Source organism: Desulfobotulus pelophilus (assembly GCF_026155325.1).
In the GTDB taxonomy this organism is placed as follows: Bacteria; Desulfobacterota; Desulfobacteria; order Desulfobacterales; family ASO4-4; genus Desulfobotulus; species Desulfobotulus pelophilus.
On record NZ_JAPFPW010000028.1, the window covers coordinates 1 to 18,183 of the forward strand.

16 protein-coding genes are annotated in these 18,183 nt (G+C 42.8%); all 16 read left to right on the forward strand.

Translation table 11 applies throughout. The annotated features are described in order from the left end of the window. The first annotated feature begins 83 nt into the window (after nucleotides 1-83). The 16 genes from OOT00_RS14885 (at nucleotide 84) to OOT00_RS14955 (ending at nucleotide 17,972) form a co-directional block, all read left to right on the forward strand. The gene (locus tag OOT00_RS14885; protein ID WP_265426209.1) at nucleotides 84-1,430 is read left to right on the forward strand and encodes a glycosyltransferase; all 1,347 of its coding nucleotides are present in this window, start codon (nucleotides 84-86) and stop codon (nucleotides 1,428-1,430) included. Nucleotides 1,431-1,434: 4 nt separating this feature from the next. Further along, the gene (locus tag OOT00_RS14890) at nucleotides 1,435-2,874 is read left to right on the forward strand and encodes an oligosaccharide flippase family protein (protein WP_265426210.1); all 1,440 of its coding nucleotides are present in this window, start codon (nucleotides 1,435-1,437) and stop codon (nucleotides 2,872-2,874) included. A 110-nt stretch (nucleotides 2,875-2,984) separates the two neighbouring features. Next, nucleotides 2,985-4,880 carry an asparagine synthase (glutamine-hydrolyzing) gene (asnB, locus tag OOT00_RS14895; RefSeq protein WP_265426211.1) on the forward strand — a complete coding sequence of 632 codons (1,896 nt, stop codon included), beginning with the start codon at nucleotides 2,985-2,987 and terminating at the stop codon, nucleotides 4,878-4,880. A gap of 557 nt (nucleotides 4,881-5,437) precedes the next feature. Then, nucleotides 5,438-6,754, forward strand: a complete 1,317-nt coding sequence (locus OOT00_RS14900; RefSeq protein ID WP_265426212.1) for a nucleotide sugar dehydrogenase — start codon at nucleotides 5,438-5,440, stop codon at nucleotides 6,752-6,754. A 48-nt stretch (nucleotides 6,755-6,802) separates the two neighbouring features. Then, on the forward strand, nucleotides 6,803-7,063 hold the full coding sequence (locus tag OOT00_RS14905; protein WP_265426213.1) for a hypothetical protein: 261 nt from the start codon (nucleotides 6,803-6,805) through the stop codon (nucleotides 7,061-7,063). Further along, nucleotides 7,064-8,614 (forward strand): DegT/DnrJ/EryC1/StrS family aminotransferase, encoded by a 1,551-nt coding sequence (locus OOT00_RS14910; RefSeq protein ID WP_303650001.1) that lies wholly within the window; start codon nucleotides 7,064-7,066, stop codon nucleotides 8,612-8,614. A 20-nt stretch (nucleotides 8,615-8,634) separates the two neighbouring features. Beyond that, on the forward strand, nucleotides 8,635-9,687 hold the full coding sequence (locus tag OOT00_RS14915) for a Gfo/Idh/MocA family protein (protein ID WP_303650002.1): 1,053 nt from the start codon (nucleotides 8,635-8,637) through the stop codon (nucleotides 9,685-9,687). Nucleotides 9,688-9,700: 13 nt separating this feature from the next. Further along, on the forward strand, nucleotides 9,701-10,000 hold the full coding sequence (locus tag OOT00_RS14920; RefSeq protein ID WP_265426214.1) for a nucleotidyltransferase family protein: 300 nt from the start codon (nucleotides 9,701-9,703) through the stop codon (nucleotides 9,998-10,000). A gap of 28 nt (nucleotides 10,001-10,028) precedes the next feature. Beyond that, nucleotides 10,029-10,211 (forward strand): HepT-like ribonuclease domain-containing protein, encoded by a 183-nt coding sequence (locus OOT00_RS14925; RefSeq protein ID WP_265426215.1) that lies wholly within the window; start codon nucleotides 10,029-10,031, stop codon nucleotides 10,209-10,211. A gap of 23 nt (nucleotides 10,212-10,234) precedes the next feature. Beyond that, entirely contained in the window at nucleotides 10,235-10,351 is a 117-nt protein-coding gene (locus tag OOT00_RS16505; RefSeq protein ID WP_368407607.1) for a HepT-like ribonuclease domain-containing protein, read from the forward strand. A gap of 106 nt (nucleotides 10,352-10,457) precedes the next feature. Next, nucleotides 10,458-11,054 carry an acyltransferase gene (locus tag OOT00_RS14930; protein ID WP_265426216.1) on the forward strand — a complete coding sequence of 199 codons (597 nt, stop codon included), beginning with the start codon at nucleotides 10,458-10,460 and terminating at the stop codon, nucleotides 11,052-11,054. Nucleotides 11,055-11,331: 277 nt separating this feature from the next. Further along, entirely contained in the window at nucleotides 11,332-12,243 is a 912-nt protein-coding gene (locus tag OOT00_RS14935) for a glycosyltransferase family protein (protein WP_265426217.1), read from the forward strand. Nucleotides 12,244-12,512: 269 nt separating this feature from the next. Further along, nucleotides 12,513-13,136: an adenylyl-sulfate kinase gene (gene cysC, locus OOT00_RS14940; RefSeq protein ID WP_265426218.1), complete on the forward strand. Its 624-nt coding sequence runs from the start codon at nucleotides 12,513-12,515 to the stop codon at nucleotides 13,134-13,136. Between the two features lie 15 nt (nucleotides 13,137-13,151). Beyond that, nucleotides 13,152-14,876 carry a glycosyltransferase gene (locus OOT00_RS14945; protein WP_265426219.1) on the forward strand — a complete coding sequence of 575 codons (1,725 nt, stop codon included), beginning with the start codon at nucleotides 13,152-13,154 and terminating at the stop codon, nucleotides 14,874-14,876. Beyond that, nucleotides 14,876-16,921, forward strand: a complete 2,046-nt coding sequence (locus tag OOT00_RS14950; protein ID WP_265426220.1) for a sulfotransferase — start codon at nucleotides 14,876-14,878, stop codon at nucleotides 16,919-16,921. Before OOT00_RS14945 ends, OOT00_RS14950 begins: the two co-directional genes overlap by 1 nt. A gap of 142 nt (nucleotides 16,922-17,063) precedes the next feature. Continuing rightward, nucleotides 17,064-17,972: a sulfotransferase family protein gene (locus OOT00_RS14955; RefSeq protein ID WP_265426221.1), complete on the forward strand. Its 909-nt coding sequence runs from the start codon at nucleotides 17,064-17,066 to the stop codon at nucleotides 17,970-17,972. Nucleotides 17,973-18,183 lie beyond the last annotated feature (211 nt).

An 18,183-nucleotide genomic window follows, 5' to 3' on the forward strand; every position in this document is an offset into this window, starting at 1 on the left:
AGTTCCATTCATCTCTTCATGAATGAACGAAATAACCTATTTCAGACGATTCTGAAAAATGCAAATTGAAGACAGGCCCTAGAGTGAAAAAAAAAGACCCGAAAAAAGTATGGATCGGCCCAATTGAAATAGCAGGCTATTATAATAATTTGTCTCAAGGTTTTAAAGCTATAGGCATTCATCACGATTACGCTACTTTTACCCCTCATCCTTTCAAATATGGTGAAGAAAAAAATGAAAACAAAGATGTTCTTTTAAAAATTATTAAACAATTAACTCATAAAAGAGTTGAAAAGCCATGTCTGCCAATCATGGTAAAGTTACTGCTGGCTGGTGCAGCTGAATTTTTCAAAATTATTTACTTCGTAAAGTGCCTCCTCCATTATGATGTGTTTATTTTTGGATTTGGCCACTCCTTACTCACAGCCAATATGGATATTCCGATACTTCGTATAGCGGGAAAAACCGTTATTATGAATTTGGGACATGGGAGTGAAGTGCGTCCTTCATACATGGATGGCGCAGCACAATCTCCGGATGGTCTGGTTCAGCCAGATGCTTATGGGCTTTATTGCCGCGCTTTAGCCAGTAAACGGAAAATTCGCTTTATAGAAAAACATGCAAACTATATTATAGGAGCCCCCTTCAGCTCGACACAGTTTGCAAGCCAAAAAATGTTGAACTGGTTTTCCATAGGAATTCCCTATGGAATGCAGCCTTTCGTGCCAGTGGATGATCAAAATCGAGGCGTGGATTCCGATGGGTTCTTGGATAAAAAATGCCTTCGCATCCTTCATTCTCCCTCTCACCCTGCCGCAAAAGGGTCGGCGATAATCGCTTCGGCCATAAATAATTTGCGGTTAAAAGGGTACTCAATAGAATTTATTGAGTTACGCAATCGTCCTAATAGTGAAGTTCTTGAGGAAATTAAAAGTTGTGATTTTGTCGTGGATCAAATTTATTCCGATACTCCCATGGCTGGCTTTGCCACGGAGGCAGCCTGGTATGGCAAGCCTGCTGTTGTGGGAGGATATGGTTTTGAATATTTGAAAGAAAAATTAAGCGCAGAAATGTATCCACCATCCCACACTTGCCATCCTGATGAAATTGAGGATGCCATAGAGTTTTTAATCAATCATCCTGACTATCGACAAATGCTGGGTAAACAAGCCCAGGCTTTTGTAACTTCCCATTGGACCGTTCAAAAAGTAGCGGAAAGATATTTTTGTCTGATGGAAGGCAGGGTGCCGGCGACCTGGTGGATTGATCCTTTAAAAGTTTTTTATCTGCATGGTGGCGGTCAATCTGAGAAACAGACAAAGGACAATATCCGGAAAATGGTGAGAGCGTTTGGCGTTTCATCTTTGCAGCTTTCCCATCGCCCATACCTTGAAAAAGAAGCGCTGAAGTTTGCTGGCATGGAGCCATGACTTAATGCTTCGTACCCTCTTGAAAGACAGCGCAATTTATGCCATCCCTGCCTTAATTTCCCGAGGTTTAGCTTTTTTTCTCATTCCTTTATATACACGGGTTTTAAACCCGGCAGATTATGGCTCTCTGGACCTCATGCTGATATTTGCAAACCTTGTTAACCTGACGGTTGCTCTGGAAATATCTCAGGGAGTGGCACGTTTTTACACTGCAGAGCCCGATCAAAAACGAAGGATACAATATGCATCCACATCTTTGTGGTTTACTATAGCCTGTTATACGCTTTTTGCTTGTGTTGCCTTTACAGGTTCTGGTTTTGTTTCAAAATGGGTTCTGGGTCGTGAAGGAATGGAAGCAGTCTTTCAGATTTCCCTTATCTATATTTGGTCCAATGGCTTATTTTGCCTGATTCAGAATCAGTTTCGATGGGAGTTACGGAGTAAGGACTATGCGGTTGTCAGCCTTTTGTCCACTATTGGTACAGCAGGTGTTGCTGTCTGGCTTACGGTTAGCCTACGGTGGGGGCTAGAGGGTCTGCTGTGGGGTATGGCAGCGGGATCTTTTTCCGGTGTACTGTATGGGCTCTGGTTTTTGAGGCGAAGTTTTCGGTTTTGCTTCAGCTTTAAGCGGCTGTGGGAAATGCTTCGTTTTTCGGCACCTCTTGTGCCATCCGGTATTGCCGTTTTTGTAAGCACCTACATAGACCGGATGATGATTAATTATTATCTTTCAGTGGATGAATTGGGCTTATACGGTATTGGTTTTCGCCTTGCCAGTATTGCCGGATTGGTAATGGTAGGTTTTCAGGGTGCGTTGACACCACTTATATACACTCATTATCAGGATAAGGAAACACCATGGCAGTTGGCCCGTGTTTTTCGGATCTTTGTGGCCCTTATTTTGTTAATGTTTCTTTTCTTAGCCTCCTTTGCCCATGATTTTTTGGTCATCATGACTGTTCCTGCATATTATGGTGCGGCTCAGGTACTTGTTTTTCTTGTGCCTGCCGTATTGTTGGCACAGATGTATATTTTTGCGCCTGGAATCAGCATTGCTAAAAAAACATCCGTTATTCTTTGGATCAATGTGGCTGGTGCGGTATGTAATACGCTGCTTAACTGGCTTTTAATACCTGTAATGGGCATTATTGGGGCATCGCTGGCAACAATGACTGGCTATGTTTTTATTTTCTGTCTTTACATGATGTTCAGTCAGCGACTATATCCGGTCCCCCATGCATGGCTTCCGATGGCAATTGCGGTGGGAGTCATTTTGGGGTTGGGGTTGTTTGTTCATTTTTCAGCTTTTGACACATTGGCCCGTATGATTTCAGGAGCAGTGGCTTTACTGGCAGCAGCCATCACTATTTATGCTACAGGTTTGATAACAAGATCTGAGGTGAAAGTTTTGCTGAATTCTATGCTATGCCTCTTTAAAAAGTAATGATGCTGCAGAAAATCCGGGCTTTTTTGTCAGGTACACTTCCTGTACACGGGAGCATTCCGGCTGGTTAAGTGGGTTGCCAAATTAACGGATAGACATTGGGAAAGATAATGTGTGGAATAGCTGGATTATGGCAGGCGGATCCCACTGCTGAGGTAATGGAAAAATTAAAAATGGCTCTGGATCGAATGTGCAACAGGGGGCCTGATGATAAGGATATGTTCTGTACAGTATCGGAAAATCAGGTGTTGGGTCTGGGGCATACCCGTCTTTCCATCATTGATCTTTCCGCTGCAGGCCGACAACCTATGTGCTCACGTGACGGACGCTTTTCCATAGTTCTTAACGGTGAAATTTATAACTACATAGAGCTTAAAAAAATATTAAGAAAGAAAGAATACGTTTTTGAGACAGAAACGGATACGGAGGTTCTTCTTCACGCATGGAGGGAGTGGGGAGAAGCCTGTTTGCTGAAACTTACGGGTATGTTTGCCTTTGCTGTGTACGATAAACTCGAAAAAACAATTACCTGTGCAAGGGACGCGTTTGGGATCAAGCCTTTTTTTTATCATAGCAGTAAGGGTTGTTTTGCTTTTGCTTCCACGGCATCAGCCCTTATGGCACTTCTACCCCAAAAGCCAGTCCTGAATTTTCAAAAAGCTTACGATTATCTTGTTTATGGATGTTATGATAATGATGCAGATTCATTTTTTTCTGAAGTCAACCATCTGCTTCCGGGCCACCTTTTACAATTTAACTTTCAGAGTAAAGATGAAACAATTGAATTGAAACGGTGGTGGTGGCCCAGTATTCAGGAAACATGGCAAGGCTCTTTTCATGAAGCTGCTTTGTATTTACGTCAGTTATTTCTTAAAAATATTAAGCTGCATCTGAGAACAGACGTGCCATTTGGTGCCGCTCTTTCCGGTGGCGTGGATTCTTCCGCTGTGGTTTGTGCTGTACGTTATTTAAATCCGGATATCTCTGTGCGTACCTTCAGTTATATCGCAAGGGGATCAGACATTGATGAGGAAAAATGGGTTGATCTGGTCAATGCATATGCTGGTGCGCTTGCTCACAAGGTTTTTGTATCTAAGGAGAACCTTATAAGAGATCTGGACGAGCTGATTCAGGCGCAGGATGAACCCTTCGGCGGTACCAGTATTTATGCTCAGTACTGTGTTTTTCGCCTGGCGAAGGAGAATGGCGTAACCGTGACACTGGATGGGCAGGGAGCGGATGAGCTACTGGCTGGCTACCATGGCTATCCGGATGCCAGAATGCTCAGTATGATTGAAAAAGGTGAATGGAGGAAGCTCTTTGCTTTTATGAACGAGTGGGCCAGCTGGCCGGGACGTTCCAGAAAAAAAGTGCTGCTCTCTTTCGTCTCTGCTGTGCTTCCTCAACGATTCAGAACCAGGGCAATGACCTTTATGGGCGTTTCCCCGACGCCGGAATGGCTTAGAAACTCTGTTCTGAAAAAACGAGGTGTGGTTTTTAAGATACCCTTTACACAGACCGCAGGAGAAACCTCCAGAGGGCGCAGACTAATGCACATCTTGCGTTCTTCCCTGACTGTTTCAGGCCTGACCCCTTTGTTACGGCACGGAGACAGAAATTCCATGAGATTCTCCATTGAAAGCAGGGTACCATTCCTGACAACGGATGTGGCTGAATTCTTGCTGAGTCTTCCTGAAGAATATCTCCTTTCTGATAAGGGGCAGACAAAATATATTTTCCGCGAAGCCATGAGAGGTATTGTTCCTGACTCTATATTGGACCGCAGGGATAAAATTGGTTTTCAAACCCCTGAAAATGACTGGTTGATCGAGATGGCACCTGAGGTCAGAAAATGGCTTTTGCATGCCAGAAACATTGATTTTATTGACTACGATAATCTTTTGGCCTCCTTTGATGCTGTGATTGACGGAAAAATTCCCTTCACATGGCAGGTCTGGCGCTGGGTTAACTTTGTGCGTTGGCACCACTATTTTTTTTCTGCCTAAGCCGCTGAGTTGCCTGATAAAAAAACTGTAAAAATGATAATGTTATCGGGTTATCATATATTTTCGTCCTTTTCTGTATTGAAAAAAGGCGTGAAAATGCCGTGATGCTATGCTATGAAGATCAAAATCATTTGAGTTTATATTTCGCAATTCGCTTGTTGTCTCACCCGCGACAGATGGCGGAATAGCCTGTTTTCTGATTTGAAATCAGTTGGATATGCTCTGGGTTCCATGAAATACTGATAAGCATGAAATACATGCCTAAAAATCTTTATGCGCATATTTCTTACTCCGGCAACAATCCTGTTTCTTCGTACAGGAACCGTACTCCCATTCAGCGAACAAAGTGATTGCCGTACGCAAGCCTGACCCGCAGAGATATTTTTGCCACAGTATCTATTGCGGAGAGTTGAATGAAATATATAATTTACCTGAAGGTGCAACTGTGGGATATTGGAAAGGCTGGATACAGGTTCCCTGAACAGCTCTGTGTTCAGGCTCCTTCCTGTTGTCTCGCTGTTGCATAACAAACACATAGTACAGGAGGCTTATTTTTCATGACAGATGCATATAAGGCCACGGTGATTCAGAAATACCAAGAAAAAAAAGCAATAATAGGCATCCTGGGACTTGGGTATGTGGGCCTGCCCCTTATGCTGCGTTATAACGAGATAGGGTTTTCCGTTCTGGGGATTGATATTGATGCGGATAAAGTGACGAAACTGAATAAGGGCGAAAGCTATATCGAGCATATCCCTTCTGGGAAAATTGCAACAGCACGTAATTCCGGTTTTGAAGCCACCTCCGATTTCAACAGGGCAAGTGAGTGTGATGCTCTGATTCTTTGTGTGCCTACTCCCTTGAACAAATACCGGGAGCCGGATATTTCGTTTGTGGTGAACACAACGGAAGCCATCAAGCCTTTTTTAAGAAAAGGGCATATTGTTTCACTGGAAAGTACAACCTATCCCGGAACAACAGAAGAAGAGTTGCTGCCAAGGCTGCAAGAGGGTGGACTTGTGGTAGGAAAAGATATTTTCCTTGTCTATTCACCGGAGAGGGAAGATCCGGGCAATCCGGATTTTGAAACGCGGACCATTCCCAAGGTAATAGGCGGGCATACTGCTGCCTGCCTTGAAGTAGGGATTTCGCTCTATGAACAGGCCATCGACAGGGTAGTTCCGGTAAGCTCGGCTAAGGCTGCGGAAATGACCAAGCTTCTGGAAAATATCCACAGGGCCGTGAATATTGGTCTTGTTAATGAAATGAAGGTTGTTGCGGATAAAATGGGCATTGATATCCATGAAGTTATTCATGCCGCAGCCACGAAACCGTTCGGATTTGTTCCCTACTATCCCGGTCCTGGCCTTGGTGGCCACTGCATTCCCATTGATCCGTTCTACCTGACATGGAAGGCCCGTGAGTATGGCCTCAATACCCGTTTTATTGAGCTGGCTGGAGAAGTGAATTCTTCCATGCCGGACTATGTGGTAAACAAAGTGCTTCTTGCCCTGAATGAAAGGAAAAAATCCATCAAGGGTAGCAGAATTCTTGTTCTGGGCATTGCTTATAAAAAGAATGTGGACGACATGAGGGAAAGTCCATCTGTCATGATTATGGAAAAACTCCGTGATCTGGGTGCGGAAATTGCCTATTCAGACACCCATGTGCCGGTTTTCCCCAAAATGAGGGAGCATCATTTTGATCTTTCCAGTACTCCTCTGACGGAAGAAAACCTGAAAGCCTGTGACTGCGTGGTGCTGGCAACGGATCATGATCGTTTTGATTATGACCTCATTCGTACCCATTCAAGCCTGATTGTGGACAGCCGCGGAAAATACCTTGTGCCGGAAGGGCATATTGTGAAAGCATAAAAAAAGGTGTAAGTTATTTGTTTTTCAACCTGCACCAAGGAGCTGCCTATGCAGATCGAAGCCATATACAATAAAGGCCGCATTGAACTGCCGCCTCATCTTCACCTGAAGCAGGATGTGTTTAAGGTGCGCATAGAAATTCCTGAATATGCCTATTCAGAAAAGGGAGCTGACCCTTCTTCTGATTGGCAGTCAAAAATGGAAAAAATTAAGAAGAGTGTATTGAATATGGATGAAAAAGCACTGCCGGAGCTTTCACCTAAGCAAAAAGAGTCTCTGGATGCTTTTCAGATACGCGAGGATCAGTAGATGGATGTTCTTCTTGATGTAAATATCATACTGGATGTCTGTGCTGTACGGAAGCCATGGTTTCATAAGTCCTTTGAAACCATGGAGTGTTGCCGCAGATCCGGCGGGCAGGTATGGGTGTATGCTGGCTCTGTGCAGACCCTGCACTATACCCTTGCCAATGTGCATCTGCAGCAGGCCATGGAAAATGAAGAAAATATTTCCAGAAAAGCCTGTCTGGAAATAGCAGCCAGACAACTGAAGGCCTTTACAGAAAATATCCAGTGGCTTTCTGCCCTTTCGGGTGAATGCGATGTTTTTGAAGATCAGGACCCGGAGGACAGGCAACTCATCTGCTCTCTGGATCGTTTCACTAAGGGTTCCATTGCCTTAATTACCAGGGATCAGGGCCTGCTTTCACGGGGAGATTCCCGGATTTTAACACCAGATGCCTATATTGATCAGTCAAAGGAAGGTCAATCCATTCCCTTCATCGACCTCGCCGCCCAGCAGCGAAGCATCCGCCCAGCTATAGAAAAAAACATCCATAAAGTCCTTGCCCATGGCCAGTACATCATGGGGCCTGAAATCAAGGAGCTTGAAGAACGCCTTGCCGCCTATGCAGGTACAAAACATGCCATTGGCGTTGCCAGCGGTACGGATGCCCTCCAGATTGCCCTCATGGCCTTGGGCATTGGCGCAGGGGATGAGGTCATTACAACCCCCTTTTCTTTCATTGCCACAGCAGAAATCATTGCCCTTCTTGGGGCAAAGCCCATTTTTGTGGATGTATGCCCCAAAACATACAACATGAATCCGGATTTCATCGAAGCAGCCATTACTCCCAAAACAAAAGCCATCATGCCGGTCAGCCTTTATGGACAGTGTGCGGATTTAGATGCCATCAATGCCATTGCCTCAAGGCACAATTTGCCCGTCATTGAGGATGCGGCCCAGTCCTTTGGGGCCACATACAAGGGAAGAAAATCATGTTCCCTTTCCACCATTGGCTGTACATCCTTCTTTCCATCCAAACCCCTTGGCGGGTATGGTGATGGCGGGGCCTGTTTTACGGATGATGATAAGCTTGCCAAAGCCATGCGGGAAATTCGTGTACATGGTCAGGACAGGCGTTACCACCATCCCCGCATAGGCTTTAACGGCAGGCTGGATACCCTTCAGGCGGCTATCCTCCTTGCCAAGCTGGATATTTTCCCGGATGAAGTGGAAAAACGGGGCCGCATTGGTGCACAATATTCAGAAAAAATTCAGACAGAATGCCCCGGAATGGTTACGCCTTATATCGAGGAATGGAATACCAGCGTGTACGCCCAGTATACTGTGCAGGTGGAAAACCGGGATGCCATTCAGAATCTTTTAAAAGAAAACGATATTCCAACGGCTGTCCATTACCCCATTCCATTGCATCTGCAGCCCGTTTTTGCGGGTCAGAAGGTAAGTCTGCCCGTATCCGAAACCCTTGCCAAAAAAGTGATGAGTCTTCCCATGCATCCCCTGCTGGATGAAGACACCATCAAAAAGATTGTGGCTGTTTTAAAAAAAGGGGTATGAGCCCTGAAGGAGTGAATGAAATGCCCGGTTTTATAAAAGGCAGAAAAATCCGCACCGCCATTGTGGGGTGTGGTCGCATATCCAAAAATCATTTTGGTTCTTTGGAAAAGCATAAGGAAAACATGGAGCTGGTTGCTGTCTGTGACACGGATGCGGCTGTTCTTGAAAATCATATGCAAACCTATGGTGTTCCGGGTTACCGCTCCATGCAGGCAATGCTTGAAAAGGAAGAGCTGGATCTTGTCTGTCTCTGCACTCCCAGCGGTGTCCACGCTGCTCAGGCCATACTTGCGGCGGAGCATAAGGTTCATGTGGTTACGGAAAAACCCATGGCCACCCGCTGGCAGGATGGACTTTCCATGGTGGAAGCCTGTGACAGGGCAGGAGTTCGCCTTTTTGTGGTCAAACAAAATCGCCGTAATGCCACTTTACAGCTTTTAAAAAATGCCGTTTTGCAGAAGCGATTTGGAAAAATTTATTCGGTGGCCATTAATGTATTCTGGACCCGGCCTCAAGAGTATTATGACAGTGCTAAATGGCGGGGAACCTGGGAGTTTGACGGCGGTGCTTTTATGAATCAGGCCAGTCATTACATTGATCTCTTTGAATGGCTCATTGGTCCTGTGGAAAGTGTGATGGCTTATACCGGAACCCTTGCCAGAGACATTGAGGTGGAAGACTCCGGAGCCGCTATCCTGCGCTGGCGCAATGGGGCCCTTGGTACCCTGAATGTTTCCATGCTCACCTACCCGAAAAACCTTGAAGGCAGCATTACTATCCTTGGAGATAAGGGGAGTGCCAAAATCGGTGGTGTTGCGGTAAATGAGGTGCTGCTCTGGGATTTTGAGGAAAAGCTCCCTGAGGATGAACAAATCGGCAATGCCAGCTATCAGACCACATCCGTATATGGTTTTGGTCATCCATTATATTATACCAACGTGGTTGAAACCTTACGGGGTAATGCTGATCCGGAAACCGACGGGCGGGAAGGCTTGAAGACTCTGGAGCTGCTTATTGCCATGTATCTTTCCGCAAGGGATGGTAAAAAGGTGGCTTTACCCCTTGAATATTAAAAGGGAAAATTGGATGATTGATGCTTCACGGGTTTTTCGTTATTTGCTTTTCAATAAGAGCCGATTGCAACAGGAATATTCATTAACTAAAATTGGTGTTATGGGTTCTGTTGCCGTCGGCAGGCAGCATGGGGCAAGTGATCTGGATATTATTGTTGAGTTTAAAAATAATACACAAAATCTTTTTGAACTCAAGGAAAAGCTACGGCGGGAAATGATGGGCGAGTTTCATGTCCATGTGGATATATGCAGGGAAAAGTATATCAAACCGGCTTTTAAAAATCAGATTTTAGCAAAAGTGAAATATGTGTGAATATGGTTCCAAAGACAGGTTGTGTGTTTTGAGCATTATTGAGTCCATTGAAAAGATTAATTCATACATCTGCCCCTTTGGGCAGTGTGATGATTTTTATTCTGATCAGATGGCTTTTGATGCTGTTTTAATGAATTTTGTTGTTCTTGGTGAAATGACATCAAAACTGCCAGATAAATTTATCGCTGAAACTTCTGAAATTGTTGAATGATATAAAACAAGGCTCTAAGGAATATTGTAGTTCATAATTATTTTGGCGTGGATGCAGAGGAAATCTGGCAGATCATTAAGAATAATCTTCCGGAATTAAAGATGGAGCTGCAAAAGATTGTAGATTCTTTTTTGAAATAGATACACTATCTGTTCCCTCCCTCCTGCAGGAGGGGCTGAGGCTCTCGAAGCCAGGGTTGGATGAGGACTTTCCCCACGGATTATTCCACTTTTAGGAGCAAGATACATGAATTACCAGATCCATCCCACAGCCATTGTGGATGAAGGTGCAGAAATCGGTGAAGGAAGCCGCATCTGGCACTGGGTGCATGTGTGCGGTGGTGCAAAAATTGGCAAGGGCGTTTCTCTGGGCCAGAACGTTTTTGTTGGCAATAAGGCTGTGATCGGGGATCATTGTAAGATACAGAACAATATTTCCGTATATGATAATGTCACTCTGGAAGAAGGCGTTTTTTGTGGCCCCAGCATGGTGTTTACCAATGTGTATAACCCCCGAGCCCTGATTGAACGAAAAAATGAATACCGGGATACACTGGTAAAAAAGGGGGCCACCCTCGGGGCGAACTGTACCATTGTATGTGGTGTTACCATTGGTTGTTTTGCCTTTATTGCCGCCGGTGCGGTGGTAACCAGAAATGTGCCGGACTTTGCTCTTATGACAGGCGTACCTGCAAGACAAACAGGGTGGATGAGTGCTTATGGCGAGCGACTGGAGCTCCCACTGGTGGGAAAAGGGGAAACTGTCTGTCCTCACACCGGTACTACATACTACGCACAGGATGGCATATGTACCATGCAGGTGAGGGATTCGGTTACCCAATAGGGAAGTCCTCCTGCAGCCGCAAATGTATGCAAAAGGAAATATTTTTTCCCCACGAATTGTTCTGTGCATAAAAGCAAATGACAGAGGCCGGGTTTTCATGAAGATACTGTACGTAACAGCTGTGCGTGAACTCACATCCGGGCAGAGGCAGCAGTTGTATGCGGAGTATATGTGCCGAAATAAAGCAGGGGCTCACTGGGATTACGCAGCCTTCCACTCCCAGCCTACAAAATATAGTTTTGAAAGGGATTATCCGCCTTTATTCCGAAGTTTGTTCATGAAAAAACTTTTTGGCTGGCTTTATATGATGCGGCATCGGAAGCGTTATGATTTCATACTGTACCGCCATATGGAGTTTGATCCATTTGCCCTGTTTTTTTGCTGGTTTATACCCAACAGGCTCCCTGTTTATCATGCAAAAACGGTTCAGGAGCTAAAACTTATCCGTATGGGCTGGAAAGGGAATCTGGCTTCTGCATTGGAAAAGATGGTGGGTAGAATCACCCTGCAAAATTCGGCGGCAATTATTGGGGTAACAAAAGAAATTGCCAAAGACGTATGTGCTGCTAACTCTCTGCATAAGCCAGCTCTTTTTTATCCAAATGGAATACGGGTGCAAGATATACCTGTTCTGAAAGATACCAGAAGCAAGGATGATATTCATCTTGCCTTTGTGTGCGGTTATTTTTCGCCCTGGCATGGTTTGGAAAGGCTTATTTCTGCTGCTGGTGATTATACCAGAGAAAGCCATTACCTGTGTATTCATCTTCTTGGCATTTTGTCTGCCCCTCAAATTGAGCTATTAAAGCAATTCCGGCATCCCCGCATTCGTTTCCATGCCCATGGCTACCTCGATCAGCAAGAATATCTCACTATTTTAGCTTCGTGTTCTGCAGGCATCGGTTCACTGGCCTTGGATCTTAAATTCTTGCAGGAAGCATCAACCCTGAAGGTCAGGGAATATCTGGCCATGGGCCTTCCTGTGATTGCATCTCACATTGATTCCGCATTGCCGGAACAATTCCCATATTATCGCAATATTCCCGTGGCTGATTTTTTTGATGAAGCCCTGAAGCTGGCTGAAAAAAGTTATGATAGGGAAGAGATCAGAAATGCAGCCAAACCTTATATAGGTAAAACATTGTGGATGAATAAACTTGTAGGGTGCTTGAAACGTATAAAGAATTAGTTGCTGAAAAGTTCATTTTCATTTGACGCAGATCAAAATGCCTGTTTGTTGTGATCATATCTGAAACACGGTATTCGGTCTTATCCGTAATAATTCGCATAAAACTTTGCACCTGGCGTTGAATCAATGCTACAGGGTTGGGTTTTATATGCAAAGCTTTCAGATGTTTGTTGGCCAAGCACTAGACCTGTCACAGACAAAACTGCACTATCATTGTTTTTTTGACTCTAGGGCTTTTTTTTTGGTAAGAAGAATGGTATAGGTGAAGAATGCATAGACATAGTGAAGATGGGTTCGTTTGTCCCAATACGGTTCCCTATCGGGGGCGTGTTACATGTAATCATCGAGAAGCTTTGCTTCGGCAAAAAGGGCTTGCACTATGGTTTACAGGGCTGTCAGGTTCTGGCAAATCAACCATAGCCCATGCTGTTGAAGATAAACTCTACAATATGGGAAAGCTTACCTACGTTTTTGACGGTGATAATGTGCGCCACGGACTGTGTCGGGATCTGAGTTTTTCTCCGGAGGGCAGAGCTGAGAATATCCGGCGAATATCAGAAATGATTAAGCTCTTTCTGGATGCAGGAATTATTTGCCTGAGTGCCTTCATATCACCTTTGAAAACAGACCGGGAAAGAGCAAGAACAATTATCGATTGTGGAAGATTTTTTGAAATTTATGTCAAATGTCCGCTGGAAGTCTGTGAAGAAAGAGATGTAAAGGGATTATACAAGCTTGCTCGAGAAGGAAAGATAAAAAATTATACAGGGGTATCGGCGCCCTATGATCCACCGGAAAATCCGGATCTTGTTTTGGAAACGGATAAGGTACCGGTTGATAAATGTATAGATATTGTTATGGAATTCATACAGGATGCAATGAAAAGGATTTGAAGGAGACATTAAAATATGACGCTGGCGCTGGAAAAAAATGAGGAAACATCAGAATTTGTTTCTGGTAGGGGTGTGACTGTTAAGCGTCAGGTATGCATGTTTGTATTTAACAATTTCACCAACGATTCGCGAGTTGAAAAAGAGGCTGAAACACTTGTTGGTGAAGGCTACGAAGTAACTGTTTTTGCAGTTTTAGATAAACAAACAAAGGCGCTTGAAGAAAGAAATGGCATAAAGATCAGAAGAGTTCAACTGACACCTTGGCATTTGCGGTTCATACGTTGGTTAAAAAAGTTTGAGCAAAGACCGCAGAAAAAAAAGGTGAGAAAGAGAAAAGGACGATTTTCCCGGTATAAGAAAAAGGTAGCCGTTAGAGTTAATAAAGAATTTCATAAAATATACAAAAGGCTTGTTCCAGACAAGCTTCCACCCTTGAACTATTTCGGCACAACGTTTTTGTACTTATTATTGTTTGCTCTTTTTATGATGGGAATACACACCCCTGCATTCCATAGTATGGTTGAAGCCCATGGGCTTGTAATTAACCTTGTCATTGTATCCTGTATTCTTTTTAGAAAGATTATAAAAAATTTCTTAATTCAAAAATTTCGTAAGCTTTTGTTAATTTTGAAATCAGGTTTTAAAATGTTTCATTCTTTATGCTTTAAATCTTTATTCCTAGTGGAAAGAGTTACAAAAAGCATGAAAAAAACCTTAAACAAGAAGAGGGCTGCTGTTTTAAAAATTATAAAAAATAATCTGATGCGGTATCATAGACATTTTTCTTTTTTGTCTTTTTATAAAAATGTCAACAATGCGCTGCAATTTACTCCCTACGATATCTACCATGCCCACGACCTGAACACACTACCTGTCGCATGGTATCTTTCTCGAAAACATAGAGGCAAGTTGATCTATGACTCCCACGAGCTGTATGTAGACCGAAACAAGCTGGTCCCCTCGTCCTGGATGTGGAAGTTTATTTTGCGCAGAATAGAAAAATTTTTATCGCGCCGATGCAATGCAGTATTCACAGTGAATGAAAGTTTAGCTCTTGAATTGAAAAAAAAATATAAACTTAAAATGCCGGGAGTAATTATGAATACTCCGGCAAGTTTTGCAAACAATGAAATACCGCTGATGGGGAACGACAGGTTACGAAGAAATGCCGGAGTGCCTGAAGACAAGAAGCTTGTTGTTTACGTTGGAGGTATAACATTTAACAGGGGGCTTGAAGCGCTCATTCGCAGCCTGCTGTATTTGCCGGACTGTTATCTTGTTTGTATGGGATATGGCACAGATGCGTATAAAAAAAGCCTTCTCAAGCTTGTTTCAGAAATAGGGGTGCAGGATCGTTTTAGTTTTTTTGGCCCTGTGCCTGGCAGGGAGGTTATTCATTACGCAACGGGGGCCGACCTCGGCGTTGCCCCGATTGCCAACGCATGTAAAAGTTATTTCCTTTGCTCACCTAACAAGCTATTTGAGTATATGAATGCAGGGCTTCCGGTGATTGCCAGTAACTTTCCGGAGCTTGAAAAGGTTGTGCTAGGGCATGCAATTGGCTTCACTTTTGATCCTGAAAATCCGCTAGATATAGCAGCTCAGGCCAGAAAAATTCTTGACAATCCTGACATGGCTGCAAAAATGCGTAAAAATGCGCTTAAGAGTTCCGGTTTTTATAACTGGGGTAACGAATCAAAAAAATTGCTGTCAATCTATGAAAGTCTATACGAAAACTAATGAGTATTCATAGCCAATATTTTACATATCTGAAGCATTTTTGTTCCACAGTTACTTTGAATGAATTCCATGAAAAACCTACGGAACAAAATTTGATAGCCTTACGTCATGATGTGGATCATGATTTGGATTTAGCTCTTGAGATGAGCTATTGGGAGTATCGACATGGCTTCAGGTCCACATATTTTATATTGCCCCATTCAGGATACTGGGGAGATAGTCGTAATACTCTCGATAAAATATTGCAGATACAGGATTTTGGCCATGAAATCGGGCTGCATGTTAATACCATTGCTGAGTGGTTTAAAGGAATTTGTGACTGTCCAGCTAAAGGTTTGGAAGATGTTTTACAGCTTCTGAGAGGCTTTGGTATTCAGATACAAGGTATGGCAATCCATGGAGATAAGGTTTGTTATGAAAAGCAGTTTTTAAATTCATGGCTTTTTCAAGAGCTGAAACCTGATAATCCCGCAAAAACAGAGACCGATAAATCGGCAGAGGGCATTTATACAAACGACCCACGTTTCCAGATTCGTTATCCTGACAATGAAATTTTAGTTCGTGAGGATGGTGGCTCTCTTCCCCTCTGGTCTGTATCTATGGCAAACTATGGACTTGAATATCATGCTGTGCATTTGCACTACGATCGGTATTTTACTGATAGCGGTGGGACATGGAAACGAAGCCCTGATCCGCTGCAAGAGAACCTGTCTGACGGGAGGCACCAGGTCCTTATTCATCCGGAATACTGGAAGGGTCCTCAAAGAATATACTTTTTTCTTTCAGCGGCAAGATCCGGGTCAAAATGGCTTTCTACAGTGCTAAATGAGGCTAGTTCATTAGAATGCACCCATGAATTCACCTTGAATCATTGCTACAAAAATCAAAAGTTTGTAGAGGATCATCACACTGGCCCAGGTTTCGTTTCTTTTCTGTGTCAAAAGGATAAGATTCAATCTTTGTTGCTGGATTCTCGAACTTGGATAGATGAGAGTGGAGGTGACTATGGTGAAGCGAATGTGTACCTTGAAAGTGTATTCCCCGAACTAAAGAACACTTTTCCTGATGCCCATTTTGTTCATCTTTACAGGAATCCTTCTGATGTTGTTCGTTCTCTCATAAATCGGTCCTGGTACGATCTGCCAGAAGATGATCGTCATCCAGTCGCAACCGATAAGGAAAATTGGCAACATTTGAGTCAGTTTGAAAAAACCTGTTGGTATGTAAGAAGTGTGAATGAAAGACTTTTTCAGCTTAATCTTAAAATATGCTTTGAAGAAATGGTTTCTGACCGGGTATGTATGGAAAGAATCATGATGGGGCTGGGTATTCCGTTTTATCCAAGATTGGCAGAAAAGTATTTCAGGCAGAAAATTAATGAAAGCAGAGACACCAAGTTTCCCCATTATGGTTTGTGGACCTTTAATCTGAAGGAAACTTTTGATGGAATCTGTGGAGAAACAGCAAAAAAATTAGGCTATGTTTTGCAGCGGGGTAAACCATTTGCCTTTGAATGTACACCTGTCGGTGACAGCAGTTCTCTGACTGAAATGGAACAGTTTTTATCAAAACCTGCTCAAGAATCTTTTTCAGAATCATTGGCTGTCATGGATTTTTCAGATAAAAACCTGTTGGAAATGCTTTACTATCGTTTTTGTACTATAAAATATACAGGAGAAAATATTCTTATTGTACCTGAACGAGACCGTAATTCATACCTCCTTTTTGGGGGAGGTGAGTGGTCCCACATATCAGAAACAGCCGGTTGGCAGCCAGAGCCAGCGCATTACTACAAGGGTTCCCTGAGAATCCAGATAGAAGGAGAAGGGAATGCTCGTCTTTTTTGTCTGGAATATGGTCAAGACGGGATGCTGAAAGAAAAAAAAGTATTACAACTGATCAAGCCCGGTCAGTCTGATTATGATTTTGCTTTTCGTGTTAAGCCTAACTCTATGAGGTTTGATTTGGCTTTGCACTTTGGTAAAGAAAAAACTTCGAGTGTGTATACTATTGTTTGTTTTTCATTGATTTCAGTCTTAGCATAGCCTGTTTTTTGAAAAAAGGTTCTTTTTTTAAGCAAGATTGTTAATAGCTCATACCAACATATAAAAATGAAACAGAAAAGCTGAACGAGGAAGTAGTAAAATTTAAAGATGTTTAAAATATAGTTGGAGGTTTGATTCTGTCATGCAAAGAGAAAATTTAACAAGTCCAGTATTTATTGGAGGTGATGGTAGGTCAGGCACAACTTTGCTAAGTGTAATATTAGATTCTCATCCTATGTTAGCTGTTGGTCCAGAGCTTCATTTTAGTGGGCCTGAAAATTTAGGTTGTTACGTTGAGCATTGTTTGGATTTGCTAATATCCGAAGATCCGAGAGTCTTTGGAAAGGGTCTAAAAAGTAATAAACATTTAAAATATGGGACTCAGTTTGCAAAAAGATGCCATCGGTTTGGACTAGAATTTCAAGAGTTGAAAAATCTTATTGCAGCCACTAAAGAGGAAATGAATTTGCCGTTTGCTGAATTTGAGGAACGATGTTTCTTAATTAACGCAATTGGAGAAAAGATTTTAGAAAAAAGAAGGAAAAAAATGTGGGGCATAAAAATAATGCGTGAAATTAAAAGTTTAAGCAGGTATGGAAAAGTTTGGCCGAATGCGTATTTTATTCACATCATTAGGGATGGTCGTGATGTCACCGCATCTCAAATGAAAGAGCATGAAACTTGGGGGTACAGTGATGTTCAGAATGCAGCAAATAGCTGGGTAAGTATTATAGAAAAAGCAAGGAAAGATGGAAAATCTTATAAATACTACGAAATAAAGTATGAAGATATCGTTATGAAGCCAAAAGAAACTCTTAAAGATCTTATTGATAAGATGGGTTTACCTTGGGATGATGCGCTATTACGGCATAATGAGCTTGATCATTCAATCTATAAAAATCCATACAATCATGCAAGTATTGATTCTATAGTGAAGCCTATCAATCAATCTGCAGTTGGACGGTATAAACAAGACCTTACTGATGACCAAATTAAAGGATTTAATAAAATAGCATACAAAATGTTAAAAGACCTCTGCTATGATATTTAGTCCTGCGACATTAAGCTAAGATATACTGAATGTTTTGTGTTCTAAAAATGAGGTAAGTTGAAAATATCGGACACCAAAGTTTTCATCCAACCAGAACGGAGGTATCTGAATAGCAAAAAAACTCAACGAAAGGTCGCTATTCGAAAGAATTCCGGCATGAAGCCGTGAAAATGATTATCGAAGACGGTCTGACCGCATAGGAAGTATCGGA

Coding starts and splice junctions, on each gene's coding strand:
- OOT00_RS14935 (WP_265426217.1), top strand. CDS start 11,332: ATGAAAAAACTTTTTGGCTGGCTTTATATGATGCGGCATCGGAAGCGT.
- OOT00_RS14890 (WP_265426210.1), top strand. CDS start 1,435: ATGCTTCGTACCCTCTTGAAAGACAGCGCAATTTATGCCATCCCTGCC.
- OOT00_RS14920 (WP_265426214.1), top strand. CDS start 9,701: ATGATTGATGCTTCACGGGTTTTTCGTTATTTGCTTTTCAATAAGAGC.
- OOT00_RS14915 (WP_303650002.1), top strand. CDS start 8,635: ATGCCCGGTTTTATAAAAGGCAGAAAAATCCGCACCGCCATTGTGGGG.
- OOT00_RS14900 (WP_265426212.1), top strand. CDS start 5,438: ATGACAGATGCATATAAGGCCACGGTGATTCAGAAATACCAAGAAAAA.
- OOT00_RS14910 (WP_303650001.1), top strand. CDS start 7,064: ATGGATGTTCTTCTTGATGTAAATATCATACTGGATGTCTGTGCTGTA.
- OOT00_RS14955 (WP_265426221.1), top strand. CDS start 17,064: ATGCAAAGAGAAAATTTAACAAGTCCAGTATTTATTGGAGGTGATGGT.
- cysC (WP_265426218.1), top strand. CDS start 12,513: ATGCATAGACATAGTGAAGATGGGTTCGTTTGTCCCAATACGGTTCCC.
- OOT00_RS14930 (WP_265426216.1), top strand. CDS start 10,458: ATGAATTACCAGATCCATCCCACAGCCATTGTGGATGAAGGTGCAGAA.
- OOT00_RS14945 (WP_265426219.1), top strand. CDS start 13,152: ATGACGCTGGCGCTGGAAAAAAATGAGGAAACATCAGAATTTGTTTCT.
- asnB (WP_265426211.1), top strand. CDS start 2,985: ATGTGTGGAATAGCTGGATTATGGCAGGCGGATCCCACTGCTGAGGTA.
- OOT00_RS14950 (WP_265426220.1), top strand. CDS start 14,876: ATGAGTATTCATAGCCAATATTTTACATATCTGAAGCATTTTTGTTCC.
- OOT00_RS14905 (WP_265426213.1), top strand. CDS start 6,803: ATGCAGATCGAAGCCATATACAATAAAGGCCGCATTGAACTGCCGCCT.